The sequence below is a fragment of the Streptomyces sp. NPDC044063 genome, assembly GCF_056434285.1.
Genome location: NZ_JBWKFM010000005.1, coordinates 275,758 through 291,238, shown reverse-complemented (window position 1 = coordinate 291,238; position 15,481 = coordinate 275,758). Strand labels below are relative to the sequence as shown.

Below are 15,481 nucleotides of genomic sequence, written 5' to 3'. Positions count from 1 at the left end.
CGATGCGCCTGAACCGGATCCTGCTCTCGTCCGCGCTCGTGGTGGTGGCCCTCGTCGTCCAGGTGAGCGTCTTCGCCCGGCTCCACCTCCCCGGTGCCGTCCCCGACCTGCTGCTGCTCGTCGTCGTCGGCCTCGCCCTGGTCTACGGGCACACCGCCGGCGCCCTGGTCGGCTTCGGTGCCGGCCTGCTCGCCGACATCGCCCCGCCCGCCGACCACGCCACCGGCCGCTACGCCCTGGTGCTCTGCCTGATCGGCTACCTGGTCGGCCTGGCCCGGCCGGAGAACGGACAGCTCCGCTCGGCCACCGTGCCCATGCTGGCCGTCGTCGGCGCGGCGGTCGCCTCCACCCTGCTCTACGCGGGCGTCGGCTCCCTCGTCGGCGACACCGCGGCCCGCCATGTGGGCCTGACCGGGCTGGTGTTCACCGCCGCCCTGTACGACCTGCTGCTGGCGCCGTTCACGGTGCCGCTCGTCATGGCCGTCGCCCGGCGCACCGTCTCCGACCCGCTCACCGGGGACGGCACGACCGTCGCCGCGACCGGCGACGGCGGCTACCCGCGCCGCGCCGGGGGCTTCCGGTCGGGCCGGGTGAGCCGGCTGAACCGCCGGAGCCGGCTGGGCGTGCGGACCGGCCGGATGGGCACCACGCGCACCGGGCTGATGCCCCGGCCCGCCAAGCGGATCAAGGGGGTCAAGCGGCTGTGAGCAACCTCCCGGAGACCGGGCGGACCTCGCGCATCACCATCCGGCTGGTCGTCATCCAGATCCTCGTCGTCTCGCTCCTGCTGACCCTCGGCGGGCGGCTGTGGTACCTCCAGATCCGCAACGGCGACCAGTACACCGCCGAGGCCGCCGACAACCACATCCAGCAGGTCGTGGCCCCCGCCACCCGCGGCTCGATCCTCGACGCGCGCGGCGTGCCGCTCGCCGACAACGAGACCCGGCTGGTGGTCTCCGCCAGCCGCACCGATCTGATGAAGATGAAGGACAAGGGCAGGACCGTGCTGGCCCGGCTCGCCGCCGTCCTGGGGCTCAAGCCCGAGGAGGTCGCCGCCAAGGTCCGGCTGTGCGACGCCAGGACGCCCAAGCCCTGCTGGGCCGGCTCGCCCTACCAGCCCATCCCCATCACCGACGAGGCCACCACCCAGCAGGCCCTGCAGATCCGTGAGCGCCAGGAGGACTTCCCCGGCATCACCGCGGAGCCCACGGCCGTGCGCCGCTACCCCGGCCCGGGCGGCTCCAACACCGCGCAGGTCCTCGGCTACCTCTCGCCCGTCACCGACGACGAGATCGCCAAGGCCAAGGGCGGCCGCTCCCCGCTGCTGCGCTCCGACCAGATCGGCCGCTCCGGGCTGGAGCGGCAGTACGACTCCGAGCTGCGCGGCAAGGCCGGCGTCACCCGCTACGAGGTGGACAACCTCGGCCGCGTCATCGGCAAGGCCAGGAGCGACAAGGCCGTCCCCGGCGCCAACATCGTCACCAGCGTCGACGCGCGGGTGCAGGCCATAGCGGAACGCGAGCTGGACCAGGCCATGAAGGACGCCCGCAAGGAGATCGACCGGAACACGGGCGTCCCCTACAAGGCCGACTCCGGCGCCGTGGTGGTGATGGAGTCGAAGACCGGCCGCGTCGTGGCCATGGCCTCCAACCCCACCTACGACCCCAACGCCTGGGTCGGCGGCATCTCGGCCAAGGACTACCAGGCCCTCACCGGCAAGGACTCCGACTACCCGCTGCTCAACCGGGCCATCCAGGGCCAGGCGGCGCCGGGCTCCATCTTCAAGGTCATCTCCACCACGGCGGCCGTCCAGGCCGGATACGACTTCAACGGCAGCTACAACTGCTCCAGCGCGTACAGCATCGGCGGACAGGTCTTCAAGAACTTCGAGTCCAAGGGCTACGGGGCCATCAACCTCGGGCGGGCGCTGGAGGTCTCCTGCGACACCGTCTTCTACGACCTGGCCTACCGCCAGTGGCAGAAGGACGGCGGCAACAAGCCCAAGCACCCGGCCGACTGGTTCTACAAGACCGCCCACCAGTTCGGTCTCGCCAAGGAGACCGGCATCGACCTCCCCAACGAGGTCCGCGGCCGGGTCCCGGACCGCGAGTGGAAGAAGCGCTACTGGGAGGCCAACAAGGACACCTGGTGCAAGCAGGGCGACAAGGACGACAGCTACGCCGGGAAGATCGCCAAGGAGAACTGCGAGTCCGGCATGCGGATGCGCGCCGGTGACTCCGTCAACTACTCCATCGGCCAGGGCGACACCCTCGTCACCCCCATCCAGATGGCCACCATCTACGCCGCCATCAGCAATGGCGGCACCCTCTGGAACCCCACCGTCGGCAAGGCCGTCATCAGCCCCGACGGCACCCGCGTCCACGAGATCAAGCCGACGTCCCACGGCAAACTGCCGTTCGACGGGCGGACCCGGGACCAGATCGACGCCGCCCTCGCCGGCGTGGCCACCAAGGGCACCGCCGCCTGGCGGTTCGAGGGCTGGCCGCAGAAGCAGATCGCCATGCACGCCAAGACCGGCACCGCCGAGGTCTACGGCAAGCAGACGACCTCCTGGTTCGCCACCTACACCGACGACTACACGGTCGTGATGACGATCTCCCAGGGCGGCACCGGCTCCGGCGCCTCCGGACCCGCCGTCCGCAAGATCTACAACGCCCTCTACGGCGTCGACGAGAAGGGCGGCATCGACGAGAAGCGGGCCCTGCTCCCGCGTCCCGAGAGCAAACTGCCGAAGATCGAGAAGGACGGCACCATCGAGGCCCAGCCCATCGCCTCGCCCACGCCCACCCCCTCGGCCTCCGCGTCGGACGGCTCCTCGCCGCCCGCCTCGGCACCCCCCTCGCCGGAGGAGTACCCGGCCTCGCCCGAAGAGTCCCCGTCCCGGAAGGAGGACGACGACCGGTGAGTACCGCCGGCGGCTACCGCGTACGCCGCTTCACCCCCGAGCGGGGCACCTGGTCCAGGCTCACCGCCCGGGACTCCGTCCTGCGCCGGCTGGACTGGGTCATGCTGCTCGCCGCCCTCGCCCTGTCCGGCATCGGCACCCTGCTCGTCTACTCCGCCACCCGCAACCGCACCGAGCTCAACCAGGGCGATCCGTACTACTTCCTGCTGCGCAACATCCTCAACACCGGCATCGGGCTGGCCCTCGCCATCGGCGCGGTCTGGGTCGGCCACCGGGCGCTGCGCGGCGCCGTGCCCATCCTCTACGGCATCTCGGTGCTCTTCGTCCTCGCCGTGCTCACCCCGCTCGGCGCGACCATCAACGGCGCCCGCTCCTGGATCCAGCTCGGCGGCGGCTTCTCCATCCAGCCCTCCGAGTTCACGAAGATCACCATCACGCTGGGCATGGCGATGCTGCTGGCCGGCAAGGTCGACGCCGGCGACCGCAAACAGCCCGACCACCGCACTGTCATGGAGGCCCTCGGGCTGGCCGCCCTACCCATCGTGATCATCCTGCTGATGCCCGACCTGGGCTCCGTCATGGTGCTGGTGATCATCGTGCTGGCCGTGCTGCTCGCCTCCGGCGCCTCCAACCGCTGGATCGCCGGGCTCATCGGCACCGGCGTCATCGGCTGCGTCCTCGTCTGGCAGCTGGGCGTCCTCGACGAGTACCAGATCAACCGCTTCGCCGCCTTCGCCAACCCCGCCCTCGACCCGGCCGGCGTCGGGTACAACACCAACCAGGCCCGTATCGCCATCGGCTCCGGTGGCCTCACCGGCTCCGGCCTCTTCCACGGCTCCCAGACCACCGGCCAGTTCGTGCCCGAGCAGCAGACCGACTTCATCTTCACCGTGGCCGGCGAGGAGCTCGGCTTCGTCGGCGCCGGCACCATCATCGTCCTGCTGGGCGTGGTGCTCTGGCGGGCCTGCCGCATCGCCCGGGAGACCACCGAGCTCTACGGCACCATCGTGGCCGCCGGGATCATCGCCTGGTTCGCCTTCCAGAGCTTCGAGAACATCGGCATGACCCTCGGCATCATGCCCGTCACCGGCCTCCCGCTGCCCTTCGTCTCCTACGGCGGATCGTCGATGTTCGCCGCCTGGATAGCGGTCGGCCTCCTCCAGTCGATCAAGGCACAGCGCCCGATGTCCGCCTGAACCGGCCCGAGGCCGTACCAGCGGTCGCAAAAGCGCCCTGGTCGGCCGGGCCGTCGGCCACTAGATTCGGCTTCATGGCGGACACCGTGAGAGAGATCGAGCGGAAGTACGAGGCCGCGGACGGCGCGGACGGCCCGGCCCGGCTCCCGGACCTGACCGGCGTCGCGCCCGTCGCGCGCGTCGCCGACCGGGGAACGGCCGAGCTCGACGCCGTCTACTACGACACCGCCGACCACCGCCTCGCCGCGGCCGGCATCACCCTCCGCCGCCGCACGGGCGGCGACGACGCCGGCTGGCACCTCAAACTGCCGGTCGCCCCCGGGGTACGGGACGAGATCCGCGCCCCCCTGACCGCCGGGGTGCCGCGCGCCCTGGCCGCCCTGGTCCGCTCCCGGACCCGCGAGCACACCCTGCTGCCCGTCATCCGCCTGGTCACCCGGCGCGAGACCCGCCACCTCCTCGACGCGGACGGCACCCCGCTCGCCGAGGCCGTCGCCGACACGGTGACCGCCACCCGCCTCGCCGACGGCGGGGCCACCGCCCGCTGGACCGAGGTCGAGGTCGAGCTCGTCCCGGACGGCGACCCCGCCCTCCTCGACACCCTGGAACCGCACCTGCGCGCGGCCGGGCTGCGCCCCGCCAAGGCCCCGAGCAAGCTGGCCCGGGCCCTGGCCGAGACCGGGGTGAAGCTCCCCGAGCGGGCCGTGGCCGGACCGCCGCCGCGCGACGCCGACGCCGGCGCGCACATCCTGGCCTTCCTGCGCGAGCAGGTCGAGGCCGTGGTCGCCCTCGACCCCGGCGCCCGCCGCGGCACCGAGGACGCGGTCCACCGGATGCGCGTCGCCACCCGCCGGCTGCGCGGCGCCTTCCGCACGTACCGCAAGGTCCTCGACCGCCGGGTCACCGACCCGCTGGGCGCGGAGCTCAGGTGGCTGGCCGCCGAGCTCGGCGTCGACCGCGACCGCGAGGTCCTGGCCGAACGCCTGCGCGAGCGCCTCGACGAGGTGCCGCGCGCCCTGGTCCACGGACCCGTCCGGGCCCGGCTGCGCCGCTGGTCCACCGGCAACCGCGCCGGCTCCCGCCGCCGGCTGACCGCCGTCCTGGACGGCGGGCGCTATCTGGCCCTCCTCGACGCCCTCGACGCCCTCCTCGCCGACCCGCCGCTGCGCCCCGCCGCCGCGAAGCCGCCGCGCCCGGTCCTGGCCAAGGCCGTCCTGGGCGACTACGGCCGGCTCGCCGGCCGGGTCGAGCACGCCCTGGCCACGGATCCCGGCCAGGACCGCGACCTGGCGCTGCACGACGCCCGCAAGGCGGCCAAGCGCGCCCGGTACGCGGCGGAGGCGGCGACGCCCGCGCTGGGCGGCGCGGCCCGGCGGTTCGCCCAGCAGATGAAGGCCCTCCAGACCCTGCTGGGCGACCACCAGGACAGCGTCATGGCCCGGGGTGCCCTGCGGACCGTGGCCGCCGAGGCGGAGGCCGCGGGCGAGCCGTCCTTCACCTTCGGCGTCCTCCACGGCCGCGAGGAGCGGCGCGCGGCCGACGACGAGCGGGAGCTGCCCGGGTTGTGGGCGAAGGTCTCGGACGAGCGGTACCGGGAGGGGCTCGCGGCCTGATCCGCCCCCGCCGGAGGGCCCCGGGGAAGATCGCGTACGAGGGTCGGCGCGCGGCACGTTACGCTTGAGAGTCGCCCTGTGCCCGCTCACGAAGGTTCGCCCCAGATGACTGCCGAATCGGTCTTCCCACAGCTCGAGGCCCTGCTCCCGCATGTGCAGAAGCCCATCCAGTACGTCGGCGGAGAGCTCAACTCCACGGTCAAGCCCTGGGAGGAGTGCGACGTCCGCTGGTGCCTGATGTACCCGGACGCCTACGAGGTCGGGCTCCCCAACCAGGGCGTCATGATCCTCTACGAGGTCCTCAACGAGCGCCCGGGCGTCCTCGCCGAGCGCACCTACAGCGTGTGGCCGGACCTCGAGGAGCTCATGCGTGAGCACAAGGTGCCGCAGTTCACCGTCGACAGCCACCGTCCGGTCGGCGCGTTCGACGTCTTCGGCCTGAGCTTCTCCACCGAGCTCGGCTACACCAACATGCTCACGGCCCTGGACCTCGCCGGCATCCCGATGGAGTCCAAGGACCGTACCGTCGACGACCCGATCGTCCTGGCCGGCGGTCACGCGGCGTTCAACCCCGAGCCCATCGCGGACTTCATCGACTGCGCGGTGATCGGCGACGGCGAGCAGGCCGTCCTGGAGATCACCGAGATCGTCCGGGCCTGGAAGGCCGAGGGCCGTCCCGGCGGCCGCGACGAGGTGCTGCTGCGCCTGGCCCGTACGGGCGGGGTCTACGTGCCGCGCTTCTACGACGTCGAGTACCTGCCCGACGGCCGCATCGCGCGCGTCGTCCCGAACCGCTCCGGCGTGCCGTGGCGCGTGTCCAAGCACACCGTCATGGACCTCGACGAGTGGCCGTACCCGAAGCAGCCGCTGGTGCCGCTCGCGGAGACGGTGCACGAGCGGATGTCGGTGGAGATCTTCCGCGGCTGCACCCGCGGCTGCCGTTTCTGCCAGGCCGGCATGATCACGCGCCCCGTGCGGGAGCGAAGCATCACCGGCATCGGCGAGATGGTGGACCGGGGTCTGAAGGCGACCGGCTTCGAGGAGGTCGGCCTGCTCTCGCTCTCCTCCGCCGACCACACCGAGATCGGCGACATCGCCAAGGGCCTGGCCGACCGGTACGAAGAGGACAAGATCGGCCTCTCCCTGCCGTCGACCCGCGTCGACGCGTTCAACGTCGACCTCGCGAACGAGCTGACCCGCAACGGCCGCCGTTCCGGTCTGACGTTCGCCCCCGAGGGCGGCTCCGAGCGCATGCGCAAGGTCATCAACAAGATGGTCTCGGAGGAGGACCTCATCCGGACCGTCGCGACGGCCTACGGCAACGGCTGGCGCCAGGTGAAGCTGTACTTCATGTGCGGCCTGCCGACCGAGACCGACGAGGACGTGCTCCAGATCGGCGACATGGCGGTCAACGTGATCGCCAAGGGCCGTGAGGTGTCGAAGTCCAACGACATCCGCTGCACCGTCTCCATCGGCGGTTTCGTGCCCAAGCCGCACACCCCGTTCCAGTGGGCGCCGCAGCTCTCCGCCGAGGAGACCGACGCCCGTCTGCAGAAGCTCCGCGACAAGATCCGCGGTGACAAGAAGTACGGCCGTTCGATCGGTTTCCGCTACCACGACGGCAAGCCCGGCATCATCGAGGGCCTGCTCTCGCGCGGCGACCGCCGCGTGGGCGCGGTCATCCGCGCGGTCTACGAGGACGGCGGCCGCTTCGACGGCTGGCGCGAGCACTTCAGCTACGACCGCTGGATGAAGTGCGCCGAGACGACGCTGCCCGAGCAGGGCGTGGACGTCGCCTGGTACACCACGCGCGAGCGCACCTACGAGGAGGTCCTGCCCTGGGACCACCTGGACTCCGGTCTGGACAAGGACTGGCTCTGGGAGGACTGGCAGGACGCGCTCGACGAGACCGAGGTCGAGGACTGCCGCTGGACCCCGTGCTTCGATTGCGGCGTTTGCCCGCAAATGGACACGTCCATCCAGATCGGCCCGACGGGCAGGAAGCTGCTCCCCCTGTCGGTAGTCAAGTAGTACATACGATCGAACAGGGGCCCTGCCGGGTTGGCGGGGCCCCTGTTGCACGTACTCTAGGTAGCAGTACGACCGCACTCACGAAGGACAAGACCCCTGGGCAAGCGACAGCCCGAAGGCCCGCCGCCCGCACCTGTGGTGCAGCGCATCCGTTTGCGCTACACCAAGCGCGGCCGCCTCCGGTTCACCAGCCACCGCGACTTCCAGCGCGCGTTCGAGCGGGCGCTGCGCCGCTCCGCGGTGCCCATGGCCTACTCGGCGGGTTTCACCCCGCACCCCAAGGTCTCCTACGCCAATGCCGCACCCACCGGCACGGGCAGTGAGGCCGAGTATCTGGAGATCCAGCTCGCCGAGACGCGGGACCCCGCGCGCCTGCGCGAGCTGCTCGACGCGTCGCTGCCGGACGGGCTCGACATCACCGACGCGGTGGAGGCCCACACCTCCTCCTTCGCCGACCGCCTGGAGGCGTCGGTGTGGGAGCTGCGGCTGGAGGGCGTCGCGCCCGAGGACGCCGAGAAGGCCGTGGCGGCCTTCCTGGCGGCGGAGACCGTCGAGGTCCAGCGCCGGACGAAGAACGGCGTGCGGACCTTCGACGCGCGAGGTGCCGTGGTCCGACTCGAGGCACTGGGCGCCCCGGCCGATAGGCTCGGCGACGGTGCCTGTGCGATACTGCGGCTGGTTGTTCGGCACGCCACACCCGCCGTTCGACCCGACGACGTCCTGTCCGGGCTCCGCGCCACGGCCGACCTGGCGCCGCCGGTCCCCGCTGCGGTGACCAGGCTGGCGCAGGGGCCGCTCGACGATGAGACCGGCACGGTGACCGATCCGCTCGCGCCCGACCGCGACGCCGCCCCGGCCGCTCCTACCACGGCCGCCGGGCCGAGCGCCGCGCAGCAGGTGCCGGACGGTCCCGCGTAGGGACGGCCGTCGAAGCGCCGCCGCGCCACCAGGGAGCCACCCGGTCCGGCAGGCGCACTGACCAGGAGACTTTCGCCGGTGCCGTGACACTCGGACCCGGCGAGCGAGACGACAGCTCCCGTGCGGCGACCGCGCCCCGGACGGCGGTACCGCGCTCATCACGCGGACCGGCGGGTCGGACCACGACGCGGCGCCCGGGAGCGTGACGGGAGAACCGCCCGCATGCTCGAATCCATTGAGCCCAGCGAGTCCGGGACCGCGCAGAGCGTTCCCGGCAACCACAACGCCGACGACAGCCCCAGCGACACGCTGCCGCCGCGTCGCCGACGCCGTGCGGCGTCCCGCCCGGCCGGTCCGCCGGCCGCGGAGACGGCCGTGACGGCCGACGCCGAGGCCGAGCCGGCCGCCGAGGCCGCCGCGCCGAAGACCCCGGCGCGCCCGCGCCGCCGTGTCACCCGCAAGGCGACCGCGTCCGCCGCCGCCGAGACCGCTCCGGAGACCCCCGCCGAGCCGGCCGCCGAGGCCGTGGCCGAGGAGGCGCCGGCGCGTCCGCGTCGTCGTGCCACCCGTAAGGCGACGGCTCCGGCCGGTGCCCCGCAGGCCGCCGAGGCCGCTCCGGAGGCCGTGCCGGCCGCCGAGCCGGTCGCCGAGGCCGCCCCCGCCGAGGAGAAGCCCGCCCGTACGCGCCGCCGTGCCACCCGCAAGGCGACCGCCCCCGCCGGCGCTCCGCAGCCCGCCGAGGAGACCCCCGCCGAGCCGGCCGCCGAGGCCGTCGCGGAGGAGGCGCCGGCGCGTCCGCGTCGTCGTGCCACCCGTAAGGCGACGGCTCCGGCCGGTGCCCCGCAGGCCGCCGAGGCCGCTCCGGAGGCCGCCGTGGCCCCCGAGGCCGCGCCGGCCGAGGAGGCCGCGAAGCCCGCTCGTACGCGTCGCCGCGCCACCCGTGCCGTGTCCGCGCCGAAGGCCGAGCCGGTCGTCGCCGAGGAGACCGCCGAGGAGACCGCCGAGGAGGAGACCGAGGCCGAGGCCGCCGTGGAGGCCGCGCCGGTCGAGGAGGCCGCGAAGCCCGCTCGTACGCGCCGTCGCGCCACCCGTGCCGTGTCCGCGCCGAAGGCCGAGCCGGTCGTCGCCGAGCCCGCCGCCGAGGAGATCGCGGAGGAGGAGACCGAGGCCGAGGAGGCCGTCGCCCCCGCCGCCGAGGTCCCGGCCGCCAAGCCGGCCCGTACGCGTCGCCGTGCCACCCGTGCCGTGACCTCCCCGACCGGGGAGCCGCTGGCCGCCGCGCCGCTCGTGGCCGAGGAGACCGCGGCCGTCGCCGAGATCGCCGAGAGCGCTCCCGCGATCGCCGAGGCCGCCGAGGAGGCCCCGAAGCCGGTCCGCACCCGCCGCCGCGCCACCCGCCAGGCCGCCGCCGCGGCCCCGGCCGCGGAGGAGCGCCCGGCCGAGGAGGCCGCGCCCGCGCGCGGTCGCCGCCGTGCCGTGCGCCCGCCGACCGCCGTGTTCCAGGCGCCCGTGTTCGCCGAGCCGATGTTCCAGACGCCGGAGACCGCCGCCGCCGCGGCCGCCGCCGCTGCCGCCGAGGTGCGCGAGCAGGAGCCGGAGCGCGAGGAGGAGCGCGTCGTCGAGGCCGAGCGCCCCGCCGGCCGTCGTCGCCGCCGTCGCCGTGGCGAGCCCGCCGAGGCCGCCCCGGCCCCGGTCGAGGCCGTCGTCGCCCCGGTCGAGGCCGTCGCCCCCGTCGAGGAGGAGCCGGAGGCCGCCGAGGAACCCGAGGACGCCGCGTACGAGGACGAGGAGCAGGGCGAGCGCCCGTCGCGCCGCCGTCGTCGCGGTGGCCGTCGCCGTCGCCGTGGTGAGGCCGCCGAGGCCGAGCTGGAGGCCGGCGAGGAGGAGGCCGAGGAGGCCGCCGAGGCCGAGGAGCCGGAGGAGGTCGAGGAGGAGGCCGGTGTGTCCGCCTCCGCGGGCAGCCGTCGCCGTCGCCGCCGTCGCCGCCGCAGCGGTGAGGCCATGGAGACCGAGCCGGGTGCCGACGAGCCGGAGCGCACGGTCGTCAAGGTCCGCGAGCCGCGCAAGCGCGAGGAGCGGGAGCCGGGCACCGGCTTCGACGAGGTCCAGTCCATCAAGGGCTCGACCCGTATGGAGGCGAAGAAGCAGCGCCGCCGCGAGGGTCGTGAGCAGGGCCGCCGCCGGGTGCCGATCATCACCGAGGCCGAGTTCCTGGCCCGCCGTGAGGCCGTCGAGCGCGTGATGGTGGTCCGTGAGAACGGCGACCGCACCCAGATCGCGGTCCTCGAGGACAACGTCCTGGTGGAGCACTTCGTCAACAAGGAGCAGGCCACCAGCTACGTCGGCAACGTCTACCTGGGCAAGGTCCAGAACGTCCTGCCGTCGATGGAGGCCGCCTTCGTCGACATCGGCAAGGGCCGCAACGCCGTGCTGTACGCGGGCGAGGTCAACTTCGAGGCGCTCGGCATGGGCAACGGCCCGCGCCGCATCGAGTCCGCCCTGAAGTCCGGCCAGTCCGTGCTCGTCCAGGTCACCAAGGACCCGATCGGCCACAAGGGCGCCCGCCTGACCAGCCAGGTCTCCCTGCCCGGCCGCTACCTGGTCTACGTGCCCGAGGGCTCGATGACCGGCATCAGCCGCAAGCTGCCCGACACCGAGCGCGCGCGTCTGAAGCAGATCCTCAAGAAGATCGTCCCCGAGGACGCGGGCGTCATCGTGCGCACCGCCGCCGAGGGCGCGAGCGAGGACGAGCTGCGCCGTGACGTCGAGCGGCTGCAGGCGCAGTGGGAGGAGATCCAGAAGAAGTCGAAGCAGATCTCGACGAGCTCGCCGAGCCTGCTGTACGGCGAGCCGGACATGACCGTCCGGGTCGTGCGCGACATCTTCAACGAGGACTTCTCGAAGGTCATCGTCAGCGGTGACACCGCCTGGGAGACCGTCCACGGCTACGTCTCGCACGTCGCCCCCGACCTGGCCGACCGGCTGCAGAAGTGGACGTCGGACGTCGACGTCTTCGCCACGTACCGGATCGACGAGCAGCTGATGAAGGCGCTGGACCGCAAGGTCTGGCTGCCCAGCGGCGGTTCGCTCGTCATCGACCGGACCGAGGCGATGGTCGTCGTCGACGTCAACACCGGCAAGTTCACCGGCCAGGGCGGCAACCTGGAGGAGACGGTCACCAGGAACAACCTGGAGGCGGCCGAGGAGATCGTGCGTCAGCTGCGGCTGCGCGACCTCGGCGGCATCATCGTGATCGACTTCATCGACATGGTGCTGGAGTCCAACCGGGACCTGGTGCTGCGGCGCCTGCTGGAGTGCCTGGGCCGGGACCGTACGAAGCACCAGGTCGCCGAGGTGACCTCGCTGGGTCTGGTCCAGATGACGCGCAAGCGTGTCGGCCAGGGCCTGCTGGAGTCGTTCTCCGAGTCCTGCGTCCACTGCAACGGCCGCGGCGTGATCGTCCACATGGACCAGCCGGCGACCACGGGCGGTGGCGGTGGCGGCGGCAAGCGCGGCCGCAAGAAGGGCAAGGGCGCCGTCGAGGCCGCCGAGGCCGCGCCGGTGACCGAGGTCGAGGAGGCCCCCGAGGCCGTCGAGGCTCCCGAGCTGGAGCCGGTGACGGTGGCCGAGGCGGAGCTGGTGCCGTCGGTCGGCGGTGACGAGGAGTGGTTCGGCAGCCCGGCCGAGGCCGAGGCCGCCGCGCGCCGCGGTGGCCGTACGCGCCGCCGGGCGACCCGCAAGGCGTCCGCTCCGGCGGGTGCCCCGGCGGCCGCTCGGGAGCCGGAGGCCGTCGTCGGGACGCCCGTCCCGGCCCCGGCCGAGACCGTCGCCGAGGTCGTGGAGCCCGTCGCTCCGCTCGCGGAGGCCGTCGTGGAGGCCGTCGTGGAGCCGGAGCCGGCGCCCGCGCCGGTCGCCGAGCCCGAGGCCGCCCCGGTCGCCGAGACCGCCGCTCCGGCGCGTCCGCGGCGTCGGGCGACCCGCAGGGCGTCCGCTCCGGCGGGCTCGCCCACGGGTGCCGAGGACGCGGCCGTGGTCGTCGTCAGCGCGCCCGCCGCCGAGCCGGTGGCCGCCGAGCCGGTCGTCGCCGAGCAGCCGGCGGAGGAGCCCGCGGTGGAGTCCGTGGTGGAGGCCGAGGAGGCCCCCGCCAAGAAGACGACCCGCAAGACGGCCGCCAAGAAGGCTCCGGCGAAGAAGGCCACGGCCAAGAAGGCGACGGCGAAGAAGACCGCCACCGCCAAGAAGGCCACGGCCAAGAAGACGGTGGCGAAGAAGGCCACCACCGCCAAGAAGGCCACCACCAAGAAGGCGGCGGCCAAGAAGACCGCGGCGGCCGCCGAGGCCGCCTCGGAGGCCTGAGAACGACCCGGAGCTCCGGGCCCCGCCACGGGGCCCGGAGCCCGGTTTGACCCCCTGGTCAAGGCCCCGTAACCTTGACCGTCGGCGTCTGTGACGCCACACCCCTGAGCACATACCCTCCCGGCTCCGGTCGGGGGAGGCCGCTCGTCCACTCGGACCGCCACGGGCCCCGGCCCGTGCGAGCGGCTGGCATCAGAGGTCCCGTCTACTAGCGAGAGAGTGAGATCCGCGTGTACGCAGTCGTGCGTAGCGGTGGTCGCCAGCACAAGGTTGCTGTCGGCGACATCGTCGAGGTTGACAAGATTTCCGAGGCCAAGGTGGGCGACTCGGTCGAGCTCTCGACGCTGCTCGTCGTCGATGGCGAGTCCGTCACCAGTGACCCGTGGGTCCTGGCGGGCATCAAGGTCCAGGCCGAGGTCGTGGACCACCACAAGGGTGCCAAGATCGACATCCTGAAGTACAAGAACAAGACCGGTTACCGCAAGCGCATCGGTCACCGCCAGCAGTACACCGCGGTGAAGATCACCGGCATCCCGACGGCTGCGAAGTAAGTAGAGGGGACTGAGACAAGATGGCACACAAGAAGGGCGCATCGTCCACCCGGAACGGTCGCGACTCCAATGCTCAGCGGCTCGGCGTGAAGCGCTTCGGCGGTCAGGTCGTGAGCGCCGGTGAGATCCTGGTCCGCCAGCGTGGCACCCACTTCCACCCGGGCGCCGGTGTCGGTCGCGGCGGCGACGACACCCTGTTCGCGCTGCAGGCCGGTGCGGTGCAGTTCGGCACCCACCGTGGCCGCAAGGTCGTCAACATCGTTCCGGCTGTCTGATCATCTGATCAGTACGCCGTAGAGCGATGAGCGAGGGCGGACCTCGCTTCCCTGCGGGGAAGCGGGTCCGCCCTTGTCGCGTTACAACAGAGACATCCCCATCCCTCCGGCCCGCTCGGCCGGGGGCACCCCCAGGAGGCACACCGCTATGACCACCTTCGTGGACCGCGTCGAGCTGCACGTCGCCGCGGGTAACGGAGGCCACGGCTGCGCCTCCGTACACCGTGAGAAGTTCAAGCCCCTCGGCGGCCCCGACGGCGGCAACGGCGGCCGGGGCGGTGACGTGACCCTGGTCGTCGACCAGTCCGTCACCACGCTCCTCGAGTACCACCACAGCCCGCACCGCAAGGCCACCAACGGCAAGCCGGGCGAGGGCGGCAACCGCTCCGGCAAGGACGGCACGGACCTGGTCCTGCCCGTCCCCGACGGCACCGTCGTGCTGGACAAGCGGGGCAACGTCCTCGCCGACCTCGTCGGCCAGGGCACCACCTACGTGGCGGCCCAGGGCGGCCGCGGCGGCCTCGGCAACGCCGCGCTGGCCTCCGCCCGCCGCAAGGCGCCCGGCTTCGCGCTGCTGGGCGAGCCCGGGCAGGACCAGGACATCGTCCTGGAGCTCAAGACCGTCGCCGACGTGGCGCTGGTCGGCTACCCCAGCGCGGGCAAGTCCTCGCTGATCTCGGTGCTGTCCGCGGCCAAGCCGAAGATCGCGGACTACCCGTTCACCACCCTGGTGCCCAACCTCGGCGTGGTCACCGCCGGCTCGACCGTCTACACCATCGCCGACGTCCCCGGTCTGATCCCGGGCGCCAGCCAGGGCAAGGGCCTGGGCCTGGAGTTCCTGCGGCACGTCGAGCGCTGCTCGGTGCTGGTGCACGTCCTGGACACGGCGACGCTGGAGTCCGAGCGCGACCCGCTGAGCGACCTCGACGTCATCGAGGCCGAGCTCAAGGAGTACGGCGGCCTGGAGAACCGGCCCCGCATCGTCGTCCTCAACAAGATCGACATCCCGGACGGCCAGGACCTGGCTGACATGGTCCGCCCCGACCTGGAGGCCCGCGGCTACCGCGTCCTGGAGGCCTCGGCCGTCTCCCGCCAGGGCCTGAAGGAGCTCTCCTTCGCGCTGGCCGAGATCGTCGCGGAGGCGCGCGCCGCGAAGCCGAAGGAGGAGGCGACCCGCATCGTCATCCGTCCGAAGGCCGTCGACGACGCGGGCTTCACGGTCACCCTGGAGGAGGACGGCATCTACCGCGTGCGCGGCGAGAAGCCGGAGCGCTGGGTGCGCCAGACCGACTTCAACAACGACGAGGCCGTCGGCTACCTGGCGGACCGTCTCAACCGCCTCGGCGTCGAGGACGAGCTGATGAAGGCCGGTGCCCGTGCGGGCGACGGCGTCGCCATCGGCTCCGAGGAGAACGCGGTCGTCTTCGACTGGGAGCCCACGATGGCCGCCGGCGCGGAGATGCTGGGCCGCCGTGGCGAGGACCACCGCCTCGAGGCGCCGCGCCCGGCCGCGCAGCGCCGTCGCGACCGCGACGCGGAGCGCGACGAGGCGGCGCAGGAGTACGAGGGCTTCAACCCGTTCGGCGGCTAGTGGCCGTACGCGGCCCGTACGGCG

10 protein-coding genes are annotated in these 15,481 nt (G+C 73.0%); all 10 read left to right on the top strand.

All coding sequences use genetic code 11. The features are described from left to right. The first annotated feature begins 2 nt into the window (after nucleotides 1-2). Nucleotides 3-707, top strand: a complete 705-nt coding sequence (mreD, locus tag AC07BS_RS09645; protein ID WP_478641589.1) for a rod shape-determining protein MreD — start codon at nucleotides 3-5, stop codon at nucleotides 705-707. Beyond that, nucleotides 704-2,926, top strand: coding sequence for a penicillin-binding protein 2 (gene mrdA / locus AC07BS_RS09640; protein ID WP_478641588.1), 2,223 nt, complete (start codon nucleotides 704-706; stop codon nucleotides 2,924-2,926). The genes mreD and mrdA overlap by 4 nt, the downstream gene beginning before the upstream one ends. After that, entirely contained in the window at nucleotides 2,923-4,122 is a 1,200-nt protein-coding gene (gene rodA / locus AC07BS_RS09635; RefSeq protein ID WP_478641587.1) for a rod shape-determining protein RodA, read from the top strand. Before mrdA ends, rodA begins: the two co-directional genes overlap by 4 nt. A 74-nt stretch (nucleotides 4,123-4,196) precedes the next feature. Further along, nucleotides 4,197-5,735 carry a CYTH and CHAD domain-containing protein gene (locus AC07BS_RS09630; protein WP_478641585.1) on the top strand — a complete coding sequence of 513 codons (1,539 nt, stop codon included), beginning with the start codon at nucleotides 4,197-4,199 and terminating at the stop codon, nucleotides 5,733-5,735. Nucleotides 5,736-5,840: 105 nt separating this feature from the next. After that, nucleotides 5,841-7,766 (top strand): TIGR03960 family B12-binding radical SAM protein, encoded by a 1,926-nt coding sequence (locus AC07BS_RS09625; protein ID WP_478931235.1) that lies wholly within the window; start codon nucleotides 5,841-5,843, stop codon nucleotides 7,764-7,766. 138 nt (nucleotides 7,767-7,904) lie between these two features. Next, nucleotides 7,905-8,684 carry a TIGR03936 family radical SAM-associated protein gene (locus tag AC07BS_RS09620; RefSeq protein WP_478641582.1) on the top strand — a complete coding sequence of 260 codons (780 nt, stop codon included), beginning with the start codon at nucleotides 7,905-7,907 and terminating at the stop codon, nucleotides 8,682-8,684. A 222-nt stretch (nucleotides 8,685-8,906) separates the two neighbouring features. After that, nucleotides 8,907-13,040 carry an Rne/Rng family ribonuclease gene (locus AC07BS_RS09615; protein WP_478931233.1) on the top strand — a complete coding sequence of 1,378 codons (4,134 nt, stop codon included), beginning with the start codon at nucleotides 8,907-8,909 and terminating at the stop codon, nucleotides 13,038-13,040. 230 nt (nucleotides 13,041-13,270) lie between these two features. Further along, complete coding sequence (rplU, locus tag AC07BS_RS09610; protein WP_478641578.1) at nucleotides 13,271-13,591, top strand: 50S ribosomal protein L21; 321 nt, start codon at nucleotides 13,271-13,273, stop codon at nucleotides 13,589-13,591. Nucleotides 13,592-13,611: 20 nt separating this feature from the next. Next, the gene (gene rpmA, locus AC07BS_RS09605; RefSeq protein WP_478641577.1) at nucleotides 13,612-13,866 is read left to right on the top strand and encodes a 50S ribosomal protein L27; all 255 of its coding nucleotides are present in this window, start codon (nucleotides 13,612-13,614) and stop codon (nucleotides 13,864-13,866) included. A 148-nt stretch (nucleotides 13,867-14,014) separates the two neighbouring features. Beyond that, a complete protein-coding gene (gene obgE, locus AC07BS_RS09600; RefSeq protein WP_478641575.1) occupies nucleotides 14,015-15,457 on the top strand; it encodes a GTPase ObgE in 1,443 nt (480 codons plus the stop codon). Nucleotides 15,458-15,481 lie beyond the last annotated feature (24 nt).

What these genes read in the sequence shown, in the direction of transcription:
- mreD (WP_478641589.1), top strand. Translation starts at nt 3, where the DNA reads ATGCGCCTGAACCGGATCCTGCTCTCGTCCGCGCTCGTGGTGGTGGCC.
- AC07BS_RS09630 (WP_478641585.1), top strand. Translation starts at nt 4,197, where the DNA reads ATGGCGGACACCGTGAGAGAGATCGAGCGGAAGTACGAGGCCGCGGAC.
- AC07BS_RS09625 (WP_478931235.1), top strand. Translation starts at nt 5,841, where the DNA reads ATGACTGCCGAATCGGTCTTCCCACAGCTCGAGGCCCTGCTCCCGCAT.
- AC07BS_RS09615 (WP_478931233.1), top strand. Translation starts at nt 8,907, where the DNA reads ATGCTCGAATCCATTGAGCCCAGCGAGTCCGGGACCGCGCAGAGCGTT.
- rpmA (WP_478641577.1), top strand. Translation starts at nt 13,612, where the DNA reads ATGGCACACAAGAAGGGCGCATCGTCCACCCGGAACGGTCGCGACTCC.
- obgE (WP_478641575.1), top strand. Translation starts at nt 14,015, where the DNA reads ATGACCACCTTCGTGGACCGCGTCGAGCTGCACGTCGCCGCGGGTAAC.